General features: G+C 50.4%; 7 protein-coding genes. All 7 read right to left on the reverse strand.

Features of this window, described 5'->3' with window-relative positions; genetic code table 11:
• Positions 1-3036, reverse strand: coding sequence for a type I polyketide synthase (locus tag MHH78_RS24575; protein ID WP_341169132.1), 3036 nt, complete (start codon positions 3034-3036; stop codon positions 1-3).
• A gap of 24 nt (positions 3037-3060) precedes the next feature.
• Positions 3061-8535 (reverse strand): type I polyketide synthase, encoded by a 5475-nt coding sequence (locus MHH78_RS24580; RefSeq protein WP_341169133.1) that lies wholly within the window; start codon positions 8533-8535, stop codon positions 3061-3063.
• A 354-nt stretch (positions 8536-8889) separates the two neighbouring features.
• The gene (gene cydC / locus MHH78_RS24585; RefSeq protein WP_341169134.1) at positions 8890-10611 is read right to left on the reverse strand and encodes a thiol reductant ABC exporter subunit CydC; all 1722 of its coding nucleotides are present in this window, start codon (positions 10609-10611) and stop codon (positions 8890-8892) included.
• Complete coding sequence (gene cydD / locus MHH78_RS24590; RefSeq protein WP_341169135.1) at positions 10608-12368, reverse strand: thiol reductant ABC exporter subunit CydD; 1761 nt, start codon at positions 12366-12368, stop codon at positions 10608-10610. The genes cydC and cydD overlap by 4 nt, the downstream gene beginning before the upstream one ends.
• A complete protein-coding gene (locus MHH78_RS24595) occupies positions 12369-13382 on the reverse strand; it encodes a cytochrome d ubiquinol oxidase subunit II (RefSeq protein ID WP_076073513.1) in 1014 nt (337 codons plus the stop codon).
• The gene (locus MHH78_RS24600) at positions 13379-14746 is read right to left on the reverse strand and encodes a cytochrome ubiquinol oxidase subunit I (RefSeq protein WP_341169136.1); all 1368 of its coding nucleotides are present in this window, start codon (positions 14744-14746) and stop codon (positions 13379-13381) included. The genes MHH78_RS24595 and MHH78_RS24600 overlap by 4 nt, the downstream gene beginning before the upstream one ends.
• A gap of 281 nt (positions 14747-15027) precedes the next feature.
• On the reverse strand, positions 15028-16560 hold the full coding sequence (locus MHH78_RS24605) for a carboxylesterase/lipase family protein (protein ID WP_341169137.1): 1533 nt from the start codon (positions 16558-16560) through the stop codon (positions 15028-15030).
• Positions 16561-16737: the final 177 nt, after the last annotated feature.

Below are 16737 nucleotides of genomic sequence, written 5' to 3' on the forward strand. Positions count from 1 at the left end.
TTAGACTGCATCCAAATCGAGGCTTTCTGACAACTCTTCCAATACAAGGTCAGCTACATTCTTGACAGTCGGTGCTTCGATAAACAGTTTCAGCTGCAATTCAATCCCATAGAGTTCCTTTATTCTCAGGACGACTTGTGTGATCATCAGAGAATGTCCGCCAAGCTCAAAGAAGTTATCGTTGATTCCAATCGGCGTGATCCCCATAATATCCTGGAGGATTTCCACTATACTCTCTTCAATCGCATTGTCAGGCTGTTCATATTCCACCGATATATCCGGCCGGTTATACTCTATCGTGTCCGCTTCTTCAGCACTGTCTGCTGAAAGCTCCCTATCCCAGCCGTTGCTCCCAGCCGCTTCATAAGCCTTCTGCTTGCCAGCTTCAATCCAATGTCTCTTCCGTTCAAAAGGATACGTCGGCAAAGGGGTTCTGAATAAGATTTCATCTTCGTAATATTTTGCAAAATCAATGGTTAGTCCGCTGATCCAGGCCTTCTTTACGAACTCCGCCAGAAATTTATTATCATTCATCGTATTCTTAACGCCGCGGACCGTTTGGAACAATAGGCACTCCGCGTAGTCTTTCAAATTATCCTGCATAAAGACAGAGAGCGTTTTTCCCGGACCCACTTCGATGAAGTATTTATAATTTTTCTGTGCCAAATGAAGTGCAGCATCTTTAAATCTGACGGTGCCCAGCATATGCTGTATCCAATAGTCGGCACTCATCGCCTCTTCCGGCTTCAGCCACTCTCCCGTGACATTGGACATGATCGGAATCATCGGCTTGTTGAACGTCAGCGTCTGGAGCACCTTCAGCATGTCCTCAACTGCACCCTGCATCATATAGGAATGAAAAGCATGGGAGGTGTGAAGAATTCTGTACTCCCGCTGCTCTGTAATCTGTTCGACCACTTCCTGCAGCGCTGCGCTATCCCCGGCCAATACCACCCGGTTCTCGGAATTAATCAAGGCCAGTGAGACCTTCCCGTTAATATAGGCATGCGCTTCCTGCTCGTTCATATTCACATACAGCATTTCGCCCGCCGGCAGACTTTGGATGATCCGGCCCCGCATGACCATTAATCTAAGACCATCCTCGAGTGAGAATACCCCGGCCAGACAAGCGGCTACGTACTCCCCAACACTATGCCCCAGCAGAGCTTTGGGAGTAATTCCCCAATGCATCAAAGTCTTGGCCAAGCAGTACTCAACGGCAAATAGAGCAACCTGTGTATTCCGGGTTTCTGTGAGCGTCTCTTCACCCTTAGCATCCGCTTGATCTGCAAAGATAAGCTGTCTTAAATCATAGTTCAACTGCTTCTGAAGAATCTCGAAACACTTATCCAGCTCATGCCGGAATATAGGCTTCGTATCGTACAGTTGTTTTGTCATATTCACATACTGCACGCCTTGTCCCGGGAACAGGAACACAATTTCCTTTTCGTTCCCATTTGGTGATTTCACCGCAGGGAGGCTGCCGCCCAATTTATGAATCAGATCTTCTCTGCTGTTACAGACCAGACCGCCTCGATAGGGCAGTCTCTTTCTTCCGATATTCATCGTATACAGGATATTCCGGTAATCAATGTCTTCATTATTTTGCACAAAATCCAGCAATTGTCCGGCCACCTCTTCATAGGCGGTCTTTGTCTTTGCGGATAGCAGCAACAATTGGAATTCCTCATTACTCTCGACTTTACGGGTGTCGATCGCTTCTTCCAGGACTACATGAACATTGGTCCCGCCAATACCAAACGAGCTTACGCCTGCTCTTCTTACCCCGCAATCCGGGTTCCAGTCTCTGAGGCGGGTATTGACATAGAAAGGGGAGTTCTGCAAATCAATGTTGGGATTCGTTTCTTTATAGTTGATGCAGGGTACAAGCTTCTGCTTCTGGAGCATCAGACTGGTTTTGATTAACCCGGCCGTACCTGCTGCAGAATCCAAATGTCCAATATTGGCTTTCACTGCACCCAGGGCGCAGAAATTAAGCTTGTCCGTGGCTTCCGAGAAGGCTTCTGTAAGTGCTTGTACCTCTATGGGGTCCCCCATGGGAGTCGCTGTTCCATGAGTCTCAATATAAGTAATCGTGTCTTCATCAATCTCGCTTAGAATCTGGGCGCTCTTAATGGCATTGCGTTCACCTTCAACGCTTGGTGCCGAATAACCCACCTTTGCCGAGCCGTCATTGTTAAAGGCTGCTCCCTTAATGACTGCGATGATATGATCCCGGTCGTTCACAGCATCTTCCAATCTTTTCAGCAGCACGGTTCCTACTCCGCTGCCGCTTAATGAACCGCTGCAATCTTTATCAAACGGCCGGCAATGTCCGTCCTCCGCAAGAACCTCTCCTTTGATGTAGAGATAACCGCTATCCTGCGGAAGCGACAGGGAGCTCCCTCCGGCAATCGCCATATCGCATTGATAATTCAGCAGAGCCTGACAGCCCAGAACTACGGCGGTCAGGGAAGTGGAACATGCAGTCTGCACGTTCACGCTCGGTCCCTTCAGATTCAGCTTGTAGGAAATCATGGTCGAAGCATAATGAACATCGTTCCCAATCCATATCTGTCTGATCTCGGGAGTGGAATCCAGATCCATACTGGACATAATATTCTTCAATAAATATTTGCTGGTTCCCGTCCCGACGAATACGCCAACCTTCCCTGCATACTGGTCCGATTGGTATCCGGCACTTTCCATCAGCCGCCATGAGCTCTCAAGCAGAATTCTTTGCTGCGGGTCCATCAGTGCCGCTTCCCTGGGCGTGAAACCAAAGAACGCCGCATCAAATTGCTCAATATCATTGATTTTGAAGCCGCACTTTCTGTACTCCGGATTGGTGAGCAGTTCTTCCGGTATCCCTGCTGCCCGAAGCTCCTCATCGGTGAAGAAGGTAAGCGACTCCGTCCCGTTGCACAGATTCTCCCAATACTGCATTACGTTATCTGCTCCCGGAACCTGGCAGTCCATCCCGATAATAGCAATATCGAGGTCTCTAAGATCATCATTCTGAGCGGATATTTCCATGCTTCTGTATCCTCCTTTCTGTTTTTATTTAGATAGTAGAAGCGCCGCTTCTTCTTCCGTCAGATTCTCTAACTGGTTCAATAAAGCCTCCAGATCCGCTTCGGATTCGTCTTCAATAATCAGGTCGTTGATGTCATTGAAGTGTTTTCCGGCCAAGTCAGCAATGCTGATTCCACCCAGAAGGTCAACAATGGAAATGTTAATACTGCATTTTTTATTTATTTTATTTCTGATCTCTGCAGCTATAATAGAGTCCACTCCAACCGAACTGATCGGCTCATCAAGCACAAGTGCCTCCTTCTTGGCATGAATGGTCTCAGCGATGATCTCAGCGAAGAAATCCATGATAACTGCACTTTTTTCTTCCATGCCGGAGACTTTGGCCAGAATGCTGAACAAGTCAGTCTCCTGCATGTCCCCGGCAGTATCTTCGTTTTGCACGGCGAGGTGATTGTACAATGCAGGCTTGCCCGGATAATTATTCAGCGCAAGCGGCCAGTCCGCTTCACCGATTACCGCATGGCATAGCTGTTGTCCGAACACTCTTTCCAGGGCCTGCATACCATTCACTGCGTAGATCGGGTTCATGCCTCTTTGATATTTATAATGATCAATCAAATTCTTTTCTTTAACCATCCCCACACCCCATGGTCCCCAGCCCAGACTCAAGGCAGTTTTGCCTTTACTGCGGCGGTAGCAGGCCAGTGAATCCATAAAGGAATTCGCTGCGGCATAATTCACTTGTCCAACCGCCGTGACAACCGATCCGGTGGATGAATACATGATGAAAAAGTCCAGTTCAACCTCTTCAAGATATTTATTCAATAACCAGGCGCCTTTAACTTTGGTGTCATAGACTTCATCGAACTCATGTTGCTCCATCTGCATCATTAATTTGTCTTTGACTACACCGGCAATATGGATCACACCGCCGACCGGCATGGTTTCTTCATGAATCAATCGATGCGTAAGCTCCTGAACGGCTGCTTCATCGGCGATGTCCAGCGCGGCTACTTCAACGGTACAGCCTTTCCGTTCAAGCTCATTGATAAATTGCATCTGGCTGTACAGCTTATGGGATGAAGCCATCACTTTTCTTTCTTTTTTACCAGGGAACGGAGTACGGCCCACCAATACAAAATGTCTGGCTCCCTTCTCGTACATCCAATTCACAGTGATTTGCCCGAGTGAGCCCATTGCACCTGTGACCAGATAAATCTTATTGTCCGCCATAGTTACCGGGATGTTCCCGTCCAGATCGTAGATATGCTCCAGTCTGGCAACATAACGGACACCGTTTCTATACGCCAGTTGATCTTCACGTGTATAGTTCTCCAGATCATTGATCAGAAGTTCGACTGAGGCGGGGTGATGATCGATATCCATACTGGCTCCCCAGCTTCCAATGCACTCGGAGTGGCTGATTACTCTGCACATACCGATCGCTGCTCCCTGCAGGACATCAACTGGCTCCTTGCCGTCAACACTGACAGCCCCTTGGGTAACTGCCCAAGTACGATATTTCATAGAGTGCTCATTCAAAGTATTCATAACATGGCGGATACTGTTGACCGCCTTCTGCTTGGAAGCCTCAATAGCCTCCGTATCCATCTGATCATGACTTGTAATGTCCAGACCCCACAGGTGGATAATGCCGTATTCCTGCTCTGGATCCATGTGCTGAATTAGCTTGATATAATCCTCTTGATTATTGCTGACGATAACACTGCCTGCATCCCGGTTGCCGGGATTCTGATAATCCGCGTAGAACCGTTTGCAGTTATAGCCTCTGCCGCTTAAGTTGTCGGCAATCCTGTCACCCACGCCGGAAGCATCGCACAGCACAACCCAGTTCGTATACGAATTACGGGCCGCGAGCAGCTGCTCATCGTTCTCTGCCTCCTGAGCCTTCCATTCAATAGCATAGAACCATTCTTTCAGATTCTTCTCGCTAAGCACGGCATCTTCCGGACTTTTCTCTACAGATCTTGCCACAAAGTTGTCTACAGTGACAACAATGTTGCCTTGCTCATCATAGATTTCAATATCCCCGGCAATGAACTCCTTATTGGATTCCTTCACTATAGAACGGACCCGCAATGGACCGGATGTCTTACCATATACGACGACTGAGTCCACCGTATCCGGCAGCTTAATATCAACTTGTCCGTGATCTCTCAGCTCATCAAATTGATTAGCGAGCAGCGACTGAAAGGCAGCATCAAGAATAACCGGATGCAGGATATTATCCATGTCCTGGACGCCTAACTCCTCCAGCATGCAGATCTCAGCCAGGACTTCATTATGATTAATCCATACCTTCTTAAGCCCCTGGAACATAGGGCCGTAGGTGAAATTCATTTTCTCCAGCAGCCCGTAGCATTCCGCCTGATTCAGAATTTCCCTGGCACTGTGCTTAAGAGCCTCCAGATCGGCTGTCCGGTTGACCCGGAAGGTCTGTTTTCTGACAAATTCCCCGCGGAAATTCTCGGTAGTTCTGGATACATCGCCATCTGCCAGGCTTCCGATCTTCACCACACCATGCTGCGGATCATAGTTAATAGACATGTGGCCGGCATTATTCTCATCAAGGAACAGTGCTCTTTTAAAGTGGATATGATATAAACCATACACCTCATCCATGCTTAATTTGCTATAATCACGGAGCATTTGGAACGCGGCTTCAATGAAATGGGCCCCGGCCAGCAGTACACTGCCATTTACACAATGGTCTGAGACGAACGGCATAATATAATCATTGATTTCCGCTTCCCATGCCGGAACCACGCTGTTCTTGCGGTATCCGATAAAAGGATGCTCTTTCTGTCCAAGGCGTCTCTTCATATGCTCTTTGGATTCCTTCCAGAACCTCTCATGCTCCCATTGATAATGCGGCAGCTTCACATACTTAAAGGTTCCTCTGTACATCCGGGACCAGTCAATTTCATAGCCTGCACAGAATAGCTCAGACAAGGTTCTAACCATTCTTGGGATTTCCGGATCATTTCTGCGGAGGGAGGGCGAGATCAGAACTTCTATATCCATCTCACTCGCAAGCTCACTGACAGAATTCGCCAGTACCGGATGAGGGCCAATCTCAACAAAACAGGAATAGCCTTCCTCCAAAATCTGTTCCATGGCCTTGGCAAAGTACACGGAACCGGATACATTCAGCCACCAGTATTCATTATCCAGCTCCGGCCCTTCCGCCAGCTGGCCATTTCCGGTGGTATACGTTCTGATTTTGGTTGGTTGCGGATGAATATCACGCAGGGCTTCCAGCAGCTCCAATTTAATCTCATTCATAAACACACTATGATAAGGTACCGTTACTCTTAAGAACTTGTTAAAGACGCCGTCAACTTCAAGCTTGCTGCTGATCTCTGTAAGACAGGCCATATCTCCGGACAGGGTTACGCTTGTGTTGCTGTTGATTGCCGCAATGGATACTTTGTCGTTATTGTCAGCAATCAGCTCCTTGGCCTGTTCTTCATTCAAGCCAACCGCAAGCATACCGCCTTTACCCGTCAGCCGCTGCTGGAGCATACTGCGGTAATACGAAATCCGGACCGCATCTTTAAAACTGTAGACACCGGCAGCATACAATCCTGCCACTTCACCCACACTGTGTCCGATAATCAGATCCGGGACGACCCCCATGCTCTTCCACATCTCAACCAAGGCCACCTGCACCGTAAAATTCAACGGCTGGGAGACTTCGGTGAACTGCATGCTGGAATGTTCCTCATGAATCAGGAATTCATCCATCAATGACCAGGACAAGTATCGGGAGAACTCAGCGTGGCACTTCTCGACCGTATAGCGGAATACCGTATTCGCATGATAGAGCTCGCGTCCCATCGCGTACCATTGAGGACCCATGCCGGTGAAAATAAACACCAGTCTCTTGTCTTTGCCCTCATTCCCCACAACCACATTCTGCGGCAAAGTATCCTGCTGATAATCTGTCAGACCCTGAATGATCTCCTGTATATTCCCTCCGAATAACACAAGGGATTTCGGGAATTTCTCACGTTTGGTAAGGGCGGAATAACAAATATCCGGTAAGCTTTCGGCGGTTTGATTCAAAAATTCAGTGTATTCTGCGGCAAGAGCCTTTAAGGATTGCTCTGTTTTTGCGGAGATGGTTAATACTTGAGGCAGTTCTTCGTTGAATGTTCCATCGTACTTTCTGTCACCCGTTATTCCCTGTAAAATCACGTGCGCATTGGTTCCGCCAAATCCGAACGAATTGACACCGACGATGGCATCTTTACCATCCTGCGGCCAGCTTTCATTAGTTAAGGGAATTCTTAGCCTCAGCTTGTCCAGATCAAGCTCAGGGTTAAGCTCTTTCATCCCGATATGCGGCACAATCTGTCTATGATCAAGAATGCACGCCGCCTTGATTACCGATGCTACGCCGGAGGCTGCCTCCAAATGTCCGATGTTCGGTTTGACCGAGGCCATGATACATCTGTTATCTTCAGTTCTGTGCTCACCAAAGAACTCACCGACCGCATTGACTTCAATGGGATCACCCAGTGCTGTTCCGGTTCCATGCAATTCGACATACTGAACTTCATCGGAGGCAATTCCTGCTCTCGCATATACATCCTGCAGCAGCATCTTTTGGGATTCGCCGTTAGGAACCGTAATACCATTCGTTTTTCCATCCTGGTTCACAAGGCTCTCTCTGATCACGGCATACACATAGTCGCCGTCTTCGAGCGCTTTTTCCAGACTTTTAAGGACAAGGATTCCGCCCCCTTCTCCCCTGACATAACCGTTCGCAGCAGCGTCGAAGGTCTTGCAGCTTCCGTCCACCGATAAGAATCCGCCTTTGGATTCGGCTATGAAATATTCCGGGGCATAGATCAGTTCCATGCCGCCTGCCAAGGCCAGATCGCATTCACCGTTGTTCAGACTTTTGCAGGCCTCATGAACAGAAACCACAGAGGATGAGCAGGCTGTATCTATGGATAGAGAGGGACCCATTAAATTGTATATGTACGAGATTCTATTCGATAACATCGTCATCATGCTTCCGACTGCAGCATGGGTTCCAATTTGTGCAGCGTCAGCAAATTGCAGAATTTTATAATCGAGCGTAAATCCGCCGATAAACACACCGGTGTGGGAACCGCTCAGACTGCCGGGCTTAATTCCTGCGTCTTCTAACGCCTCCCAGACAATTTCCAGCATTTGTCTCTGTTGCGGATCGATCTGATCGGCCTCTCTGGCATTAATCCCAAAGAACTTTGCATCAAATTGATCAAACTTATCGATAAATCCTCCGCGCCTGGCGTGGCTTTTTCCTTTTACCTGTTTGTTAGGATGATAATATTCTTCAATACTCCATCTATCCTCGGGAATATCCGTAATCGTATCCTTGCCTGACTTCAAGATGTCCCAGAACTGTTCTACATTATTTGCGCTCCCCGGGAACCTGCAGCCCATCCCCACAATCGCCACTAGCTTGTCCGTCTGCTTATTCATACCTCTCGCTCCTTTTACTATGCTTATCATTCACAACTGCAAATCACAAAAAAATCCCATTGACTAACTATGTATTATTTTGCATAAATATGCATTTTACAACGGATTGGTAGACTTCAGAGTAGTGATAAATAACTATTACCATTAAAGGGGATGAATAGGTATAAAGTAGGGAGAATTAGTATAGGAGGTAATATTTACATTTAACAAGATAAAAATAGCATATATCCCAAAATTAAAATGTGACTTTCTTCACCAAAAAAAGGCTCACCTTAAGGTGAGCAGCATAATCATATCGATGGTCGCATTGTTAATCAATTCATGAATAATCGCCTCGCGATAGAGACCTTCTGCCTATAGCTCTCCAATCATTTGCAGCTCTATTTGCTTCATCCGGTACAAGTAGCCCTGTTGCTCCATTAGCTCCGCATATGAACCTGTTTCGATGACCCTGCCTTGCTCCATGACGATAATCCTGTCCATACCTTCCAGGCCGGTAAGCCGATGGCAAATGAGCAGTAAAGTATCTCCGGCGGACTGTTCGTAGAGATGGGTTAACACGCGCTCTTCCGTTACATAATCCAGCGAAGAGGTCGGTTCATCCAGCAGCCACAACCGCCCTTTGCGGAGCATGACCCGGGCCAGCGCCAGACGCTGCTTCTCGCCGTCGGACAGGTTCTCTCCTTTTTCGAATACTACATCGCTTAAGGCCACATCAGGCAGTTGGGCCTTAGCTAGAGCTTCTAACAATACTTCGTCAGACTGTTCTTCTCCATTCAGCAGCAGGTTGTCACGGACTGTTCCACGGAAAAAATGACCTTGCTGTAAGACGACATTCGAGGCTTCCCAAATGCCTGACTCATCCAGCTCTTGTACCGGAATGCCGCCCAAACGTATCTCCCCGGATACAGGTGTGCGCAGCTTGAGCAGCAAATCGATCAGCGTGGATTTGCCGGACCCGCTCGGTCCGACCACGGCCGTTCTGGAGCCTGCCGGGAGCTGCAGCGACACTTCCTTCAGCGCGGGCCGCCACTCATCGATATATTGGAACGTAACGCCGGACAGCTCCACCGAAACAGCATCGCCTGCTGGTAGAGTGCGGCCCGGCTGCACAGGTAAGTCACCGGCAGTGCCTACAGTTTCAGTCAGCCTTTTGGCCGCGTGCTCGCTGTCTTGCTTATAAGCAGGCAAATTAGCCATAGCCGCAGCTTCTTCAAACACCGTCTGTGAGGCCATGACCAGCATCGCCAGAAATACGCCGGCCAGCGCACCTTCCATAATTAGATAGGCTCCTAACGTCAGTACACCCCAGGAAATAAAAAAGGTTACAAAGGTGTGCATCGCCTGTCCGCGCAGCAAATGTCCTGCCGCACGCTGCTGCTCTGCTGTCAGTGCTGCCGAAGCCGCCTGGAGCTGCTGCTCCCGCTGCGGCAATTGCCCGTACACCTTCAGATCGCGGAAGCCGTACAAGACCTCGGTCACTTCCGTTGACAGCAGCGCCCGCTGCTTGCGGACACGGCCATTAATCGCCCGCTGGCCCAGCAATACGATTCCCGGTACAACCAATGCGGTCAGCAGCATACCTATTACGAACAAGCAGGCCATCCAGAATGAATAAGAGGCACTGAACACCATGGTTGCCAGAAAGACCGTGATGACGATCACCGGCGGATAAGCGACACGCAAGTAATAATTCTGCAGACTCTCTACATCGCCGACAATCCGCGCAAGCAGATCTCCGCTGCGGTTCTTGTTCAATATACCGGGCGTTAATGGAATCAGCCGGGCAAAAAAGCCTGTGCGCAAACGGCTAAGCATGGAAAAGGTTGCTCTATGCGAATACAGGCGTTCCCCGTAACGGCTTGCCGCCCGGAGCAGACCCAGCAGCTTGACCAGCGCGGTAAGTACGATCAAGGTATAGAGCGGCGGCATAAAGACCGTCTGTGAAATCAGATACCCGCTTGCGGAGAAGAGGGCCACACCGGCTGCGCCGGCAATAAACCCTCCCAGAATCGACAGGAGAATATCCTTACGCTCTGCTATCATGGCCTTGGACAAAATCTCCAGCTCGTTCATGCTGAACCTCCTTTTCGCTGAATATCAACCATCTCGGCATATTGAGGCACACGTTCAAGGAGCTCGTCGTGAGGTCCTGCCGCCGCTAATACGCCATGGTCCATAAACAAAATGTGATCCGCTTGCCGGATCGTATATAACCGGTGCGCGACTGTGATCATCGTTGCCTTTTGGGCCAGCTTGGTTATGGAGCTTTGCAGGATTTGTTCGGTCTGCAAGTCGAGGCCCACCGTAGGCTCATCGAACAAAATCAGAGCCGGACGTTTCAGAAATGCCCTCGCTAAAGCAAGCCGCTGCTTTTCTCCTCCCGACAGTCCCCTGCCGCCTTCCCCGACATAGGTGTCCAGTCCCTGCTCCAGCCCGGCAACCAGCGTTGCAAGTCCCGCTTCCTCTGCGGCCTGCCTGATTTCATCCCTGGAGACCGTACGTCCGGCGCCGATGGCGATATTCTCAGCAAATGTGCCGGCAAAAATATAGGGGTGCTGCGTAATATAGCTGACCTGCTCAAACCATGAGTCTTCCTCCCACTCTGTCAGCGGGCTTCCGTTCACCAGCACCGTCCCTGATACCGGCTTCAGAAGTCCGGCAATGAGATGGAGCAAGGTTGTTTTGCCCGAGCCGCTGTGGCCGACGATGGCAACATGCTGTCCCGCTCCTATGGAGACAGGCCCGGCTTTAAGCTCGAATGAACCGGGGGCATAATGGAAATGCACCTCATTCAGCGCAATGGATGGCGGCATCTTGAGAAGCTTGGCTGAGGACAGCCCGCCCCCTTCCGGCTGTGCACCGGTGCCGCCGCCTATTTCCGCAAGCATCTGCTCCACCTTACGGACCGCCCCCATACTGGTCCGCCCGCTGTGAAAAGCGGTGCCTGTATTCTTGAGCAGGTTAAAAAACTCGGGAACAAGCAGCAGTACAAGAAAGGCCGTGTGGAACGGCATCGATTGGAATACGAGCAGTTGAATAGCCAATTCAAGGGCAACAATCCCGATGCTCAGCATGACGATGGATTCCAGCATAAACGTATTCGTAAAGGCAACCTTCAAAATATCCATGGTCGCGTCACGGTAACCCAGGCTGCTGCGCTCAATCTGCTGCTGCTGGCGGCGGGATTGTCCGAATATTTTCAGGGTCACGAGCCCTTGAAGCGAATCCAGGAACGTACCGGAGAACTCTGCAAGCTGCGCATATTTCTCTTCGGATTTGTTCTTCGTTTGCAGTCCCACCAGAATCATAAACAGCGGGATGAACGGTGCCGTAAACAGCAGAATGAAGCCGGTATTCGCATGTAAAACAAACGTAACCGCCAGAATCAGAACCGGGATGATCGCTGCTTCCACCATCCGCGGCATGTAGTGACTGAAATAGCTGTCAGCCTCGTCCACTGCATCCAGAGCCACACTGACCTTCCCCCCTGTCTGCCCCCGCAGCGTTGAAGGCATGGAAGCATGGGTAAGCTTCTGCAGCACGGCTGAACGCATATTTGCCTTTGCTTCGGCAGCCATAGACAAGCCTATTCTTCCGTTTCCGTATAACAGCAAAGTGCGGATAGCCATCACTGACAGCAGAAGAGCGAGCAGCAGAGCAACCGAGGATAAGGAAGCCTTCTCCACGAACACCCGCTGGACCGCTTCCGCCAGCAGCCCGGCCTGACTTACAATCGCAATGCCGAGCATGAGCGACAGGAGGGTCAGCATAACCAGCCGTTTTCGTTGCCCCGACATTTGCTCAGCGATCAGACTTGTTTTGCTCTTCATTTATTTCTTTCCTTTCACATAGTCTGCGTCAAAGAGGAACAGCTTGAACACCAGAATCAGGGAAGGAATGAGCAAGCACATGCCCCCGATGAACACAATGACCAGCGCCAGGCCCATAGCCGGTGAAGTGATGCTGTTCTCAAGCGTAATGAACGGGTCCAGAATATAAGGATATTGCCCGATTCCGTAAGCGAAGAAGGCGCATAGGAATTGCAGCATGATGCTTATGAACGCCAACCCGTAACGGCGTCCGCTGTACAGCAGCCACATGGCAAGCATGAAGAAAGCAACGGACAGTGCAAGCAGCCACCATAAATCCATCATATTTTGAAAATGTCGCTCATTGTGCTGTCCTAGATAAATAAAAGCCGTCAGCGCGATAACAATGGTCGGGGTGCTCCAGAACAGCGCATAAGTCCGCATAAGCTTCAGCGCGGGTTGATCCTCTGCCCGGGAAGCATAAAAGGCCAAAAAGGAGGCGCTGATGAACAGCACCGATACAATCGCCAAGCCTACAATACTCCAGGATAACGGGTTGGTGAACAAGGCCCAGTAATCCAGCGACACGGTCTCTCCCTGCTTAAAGATAAAGCCGCCTTCCGACAGGGTAAGTGCCACCGACAAGGACGCGGGAATCAGCAGGCCCGAAGCGCCGTACAGGAACAGATAGACGATGTTATTTTTGGAGCCGTAATTCTCGAACGCATAGAACGAACCACGGATCGCGATGAGGATCACAGCTATGCTTCCCGGAACAAGCAGCGCCGAGCCGTAATAATAAGCGGTGTCCGGGAAGAAGCCGACAAGTCCAATGTAAAAAAAGACGAAAAAGACATTCGTAATCTCCCAGACCGGCGATAAGTAGCGGGAGATCAGACGGTTAATCAGATGATCCTGCTTCGTCAGCCGGGCATAAAAGGCAAAGAACCCGGCTCCAAAATCAATGGAGGCCACAATTAAATAGCCGTATAAAAACAGCCAGAGCACTGAAATCCCAATTAGCTCGTAACTCATTTTGCGTGCTCACCCTTTCCTGTTGATTTGTCGCCGGGAGGCTGATTCCACTTCTCCATCTCGGTTTCCGCCGGATTGTCCTTGAACATGCGCCGCAGCACAAGCACACAGACAGTACCTAACAGGATGTACAGCAACAGGAACACAAAAAATAGGATTCTCACGCTTGGTGATGTCGTAGCCCCCTCTTCTACACGCATGTATCCCCTTAAAATCCAGGGCTGCCGACCGATTTCAGCGTAAAACCAGCCTAGCTCGACTCCCAAAAAAGCAAGAGGTGCGCCTAACGCGATCGCGCGAAGCAGCCATTTGTTATGCTCATTGCGTTTTTTCCAGAAGACAAACAGGAAATACAGGAACGAAATGCCTAGTAGTGCGAACCCTACACCGACCATCAGATCAAACAAATAATGAACCAGGAGCGGCGGCCGCTCATCCGCAGGGAATTCATTCAGACCTGTCACTTCTGCATTAAAATCTCCAAAGGCGAGGAAGCTGAGAAATTTGGGAATGTGCAGTGCGCCCAGAACCTCATGCTCTGCGTTAAGCCACCCTAACAGAATCAGATCTGCCCCGCTTTCCGTTTCAAAATGCCACTCTGCCGCAGCCAGCTTCTCCGGCTGATGCTCCGCCAAAAATTTTGCAGACGTATCTCCAGCAAGTGCATTCAGCAGTCCAAACACCATCACCACGGCCATCATCAGCTTCAGCGCTTTTTTATGGTATTCGGAGGCACCCTTCTTCAGGAGTGCGAACGCGGCAATGCCTGCCAGCAGTGCAGCTCCGGTCAGATAGGCTGAGCTTAAGACATGGAACACCTTGGAGAACGTCGCTGTATTCAACATCGCCTCCACCGGATTCACTGCGATGAATTGCCCTCCCGCCATAGCAAAGCCCTCGGGCTGATTCATGAACCCGTTTACGGTCGTGATAAACACAGCGGACATTCCTGCACCGGCAACAATCGGAATCGTAAGGAGCCAGTGGATATACGGTTTTTTGAACCGATCCCAGGTATAGAGGTAAATGCCCAGGAAGATGGCCTCAAAAAAGAAAGCAAACACTTCCATAAATAACGGGAGCGCAATCACGTTACCGGCCAGCTTCATGAAATTCGGCCAGACCAAGGCCAGCTGCAATGAAATCGCTGTACCTGTCACCACACCCACCGCTACAGAAATGACAAACCCGCGGGCCCATCTCTTCGCCATCAGCGTGTAGTGAGCGTCTTTTTTGCGTATGCCCATGAATTCAGCAATGGCGATCATCAGCGGAACCCCAACGCCAATTGTTGCGAAAATAACGTGGAACCCCAGTGTCAAGCCAGTCACCAGTCTGCTCCACAGCACGGTATCGATGCCCATTACGTTAGTGCCTCCTTATAAAAGCTGATAGTTATTTTAAATTATTATATCTTTAATTTTAAATAAATCGGCTCCGGTCACCTTTTTGCCTTTAAACGTTCATGAAAGCATCAACTCTTTCTTACATCTTGGTGAATACAGCCAAAACTACTCTATCGGGCTATTGTTTGATAGAGAATAACATGGTACGGGACTGTCCAGTAATAAAAAAACAGCGGCAATCTAAGACTCAATAAATAAAGTCTTAAACTGCCGCTGATCCTATCGGGAGAAGAATCCCCTCAGACCGGACTGCCAGTCTTCTTGAAGTACTGCTGCACCAGAAAATTCATGATCTCGCCGGGTTGTTCTCTGGAGAACTCCGCCTTGTCTGCGAACAGCATCCCGTAAGGTGCTTCCGGGGTGTACGGCTCCCAGTGCGGCAATGCTTCGCCTGTCGAATCTTGTCCGTTCGGGTCGCCGGTACGGATGAAGTGGGCGGTATAATTGCACATCTGGCGGGCCAGATCATAATGCTTACCGACAAACGGCCGCCAGCACTTAGCCAACGTCTCGAAGAAGAACCACAGATCCACCGAGTGGAAAGTGCCCGGGTTATCCCATCCCGGAATCTCCGCATCGAAATTATAGTAATAGAGCGGGGTTTCGCTTCCGGTATCCGCATTCGCCTGCCCGGCGATCCGGATGGCGTATTCGATTCCGCTTACCGCTGCCCGCTCCGCCGCTTCCTGAACAGCATCCGGCCTTGCGCCGCTAAGCTTCAGGAAGGTCTCCGCATCCTCCCCGAACATGTCCGCCGCAAGCTGCTTGAGCTCCCCGTAGGACTGCACCTTCGGGGTGCTGAAGAACTCGGAGGAGGTATGGCCGAGCATAACCGGCACCTTCAAGCGTCTATTCTGCACGAACAGATCGAACGGATTCCCCACCTGGAACCTCTGGTCCGCAACGGTGCCCCAGAAGCCGCCAAGCGCTACTGCCTTGTCCCGCAGATAGAGCGCATCCAGCTTCCGCGCTTCCTCAAGTGTGGATACACCCAGGTACTTGAAGAACTCGATGCCATCCTGCTCTGCCTCCTGCAGTATCCCCCGGAGCGGCGGCAGCAGGGTTCCCGGATACAGGTCCGTGAAGATACCGCTTTCAACAATCGCCCGCTGAAACAATCCTTCGTTCTGCGGAGAGGTAAGCTGGCTCATGACACTGCCGCCGCCCGCTGACTGCCCGCCGATGGTGATGTTGTCCGGGTCACCGCCGAACGCAGCAATATTGCGCTTCACCCAGCGGGTAGCGGCCTGCTGGTCAAGGTTGCCGAAGTTGGCAGGCGCCTCCGGTGATTCCGCGGTAATCTCGGGATGGCAGAGGAAGCCGAAGATATTCAGCCGGTAGTTAATCGTCACCACCACAATCCCTCTGCGGGCAATCCGTTCTCCGTCGAATTCCATCTCTGCCGGATGGCCCACCTGCAGCCCGCCGCCGAAATACCATACATAGACGGGTAGCTTCTCGTCCGCCTGCTTGGCCGGGGTCCATACGTTCAGGTACAGGCAATCCTCGCTCATCGCGATATCCGGCTCTACCGCCCATTCACGGGTATAGATATTGTTATCATCCAGCTCCTGTCTGACCTGCATGGAGACCGGTGCGAACTCGTGGGCCTGAAGTACACCCTCCCAGTCTTCGGCAGGCTGCGGTGCCCGCCAGCGGTTCTCCCCTACAGGCGGTGCTGCAAACGGTATTCCCTTGAAGCTCGTAATCCGGGGATCGGCTGCGGGCAAGCCTTTTACCGTGCCATTCTCCACATTGACCATTCTAAGCATATTACCGTCTCCTTTACATCCACATCGTTGCTTACCCCCAAATTCTAATAGACCCCTTGCCCCAAAACAATGATCTAAACAGGGCCGTAATTGATCTATTCTAACATGCTGGCGATTCTACAGTATAAGGAAAGACACCCTGTTTGGTATCCGGCTGATCTCCACGCGTTCCATTCA

This window comes from Paenibacillus sp. FSL H3-0333 (assembly GCF_038002805.1).
GTDB classification, from domain to species: domain Bacteria; phylum Bacillota; class Bacilli; order Paenibacillales; family Paenibacillaceae; genus Paenibacillus_AQ; species Paenibacillus_AQ silagei.

What these genes read in the sequence shown, in the direction of transcription:
- MHH78_RS24575 (WP_341169132.1), bottom strand. Translation starts at nt 3,036, where the DNA reads ATGGAAATATCCGCTCAGAATGATGATCTTAGAGACCTCGATATTGCT.
- MHH78_RS24580 (WP_341169133.1), bottom strand. Translation starts at nt 8,535, where the DNA reads ATGAATAAGCAGACGGACAAGCTAGTGGCGATTGTGGGGATGGGCTGC.
- cydC (WP_341169134.1), bottom strand. Translation starts at nt 10,611, where the DNA reads ATGAACGAGCTGGAGATTTTGTCCAAGGCCATGATAGCAGAGCGTAAG.
- cydD (WP_341169135.1), bottom strand. Translation starts at nt 12,368, where the DNA reads ATGAAGAGCAAAACAAGTCTGATCGCTGAGCAAATGTCGGGGCAACGA.
- MHH78_RS24595 (WP_076073513.1), bottom strand. Translation starts at nt 13,382, where the DNA reads ATGAGTTACGAGCTAATTGGGATTTCAGTGCTCTGGCTGTTTTTATAC.
- MHH78_RS24600 (WP_341169136.1), bottom strand. Translation starts at nt 14,746, where the DNA reads ATGGGCATCGATACCGTGCTGTGGAGCAGACTGGTGACTGGCTTGACA.
- MHH78_RS24605 (WP_341169137.1), bottom strand. Translation starts at nt 16,560, where the DNA reads ATGCTTAGAATGGTCAATGTGGAGAATGGCACGGTAAAAGGCTTGCCC.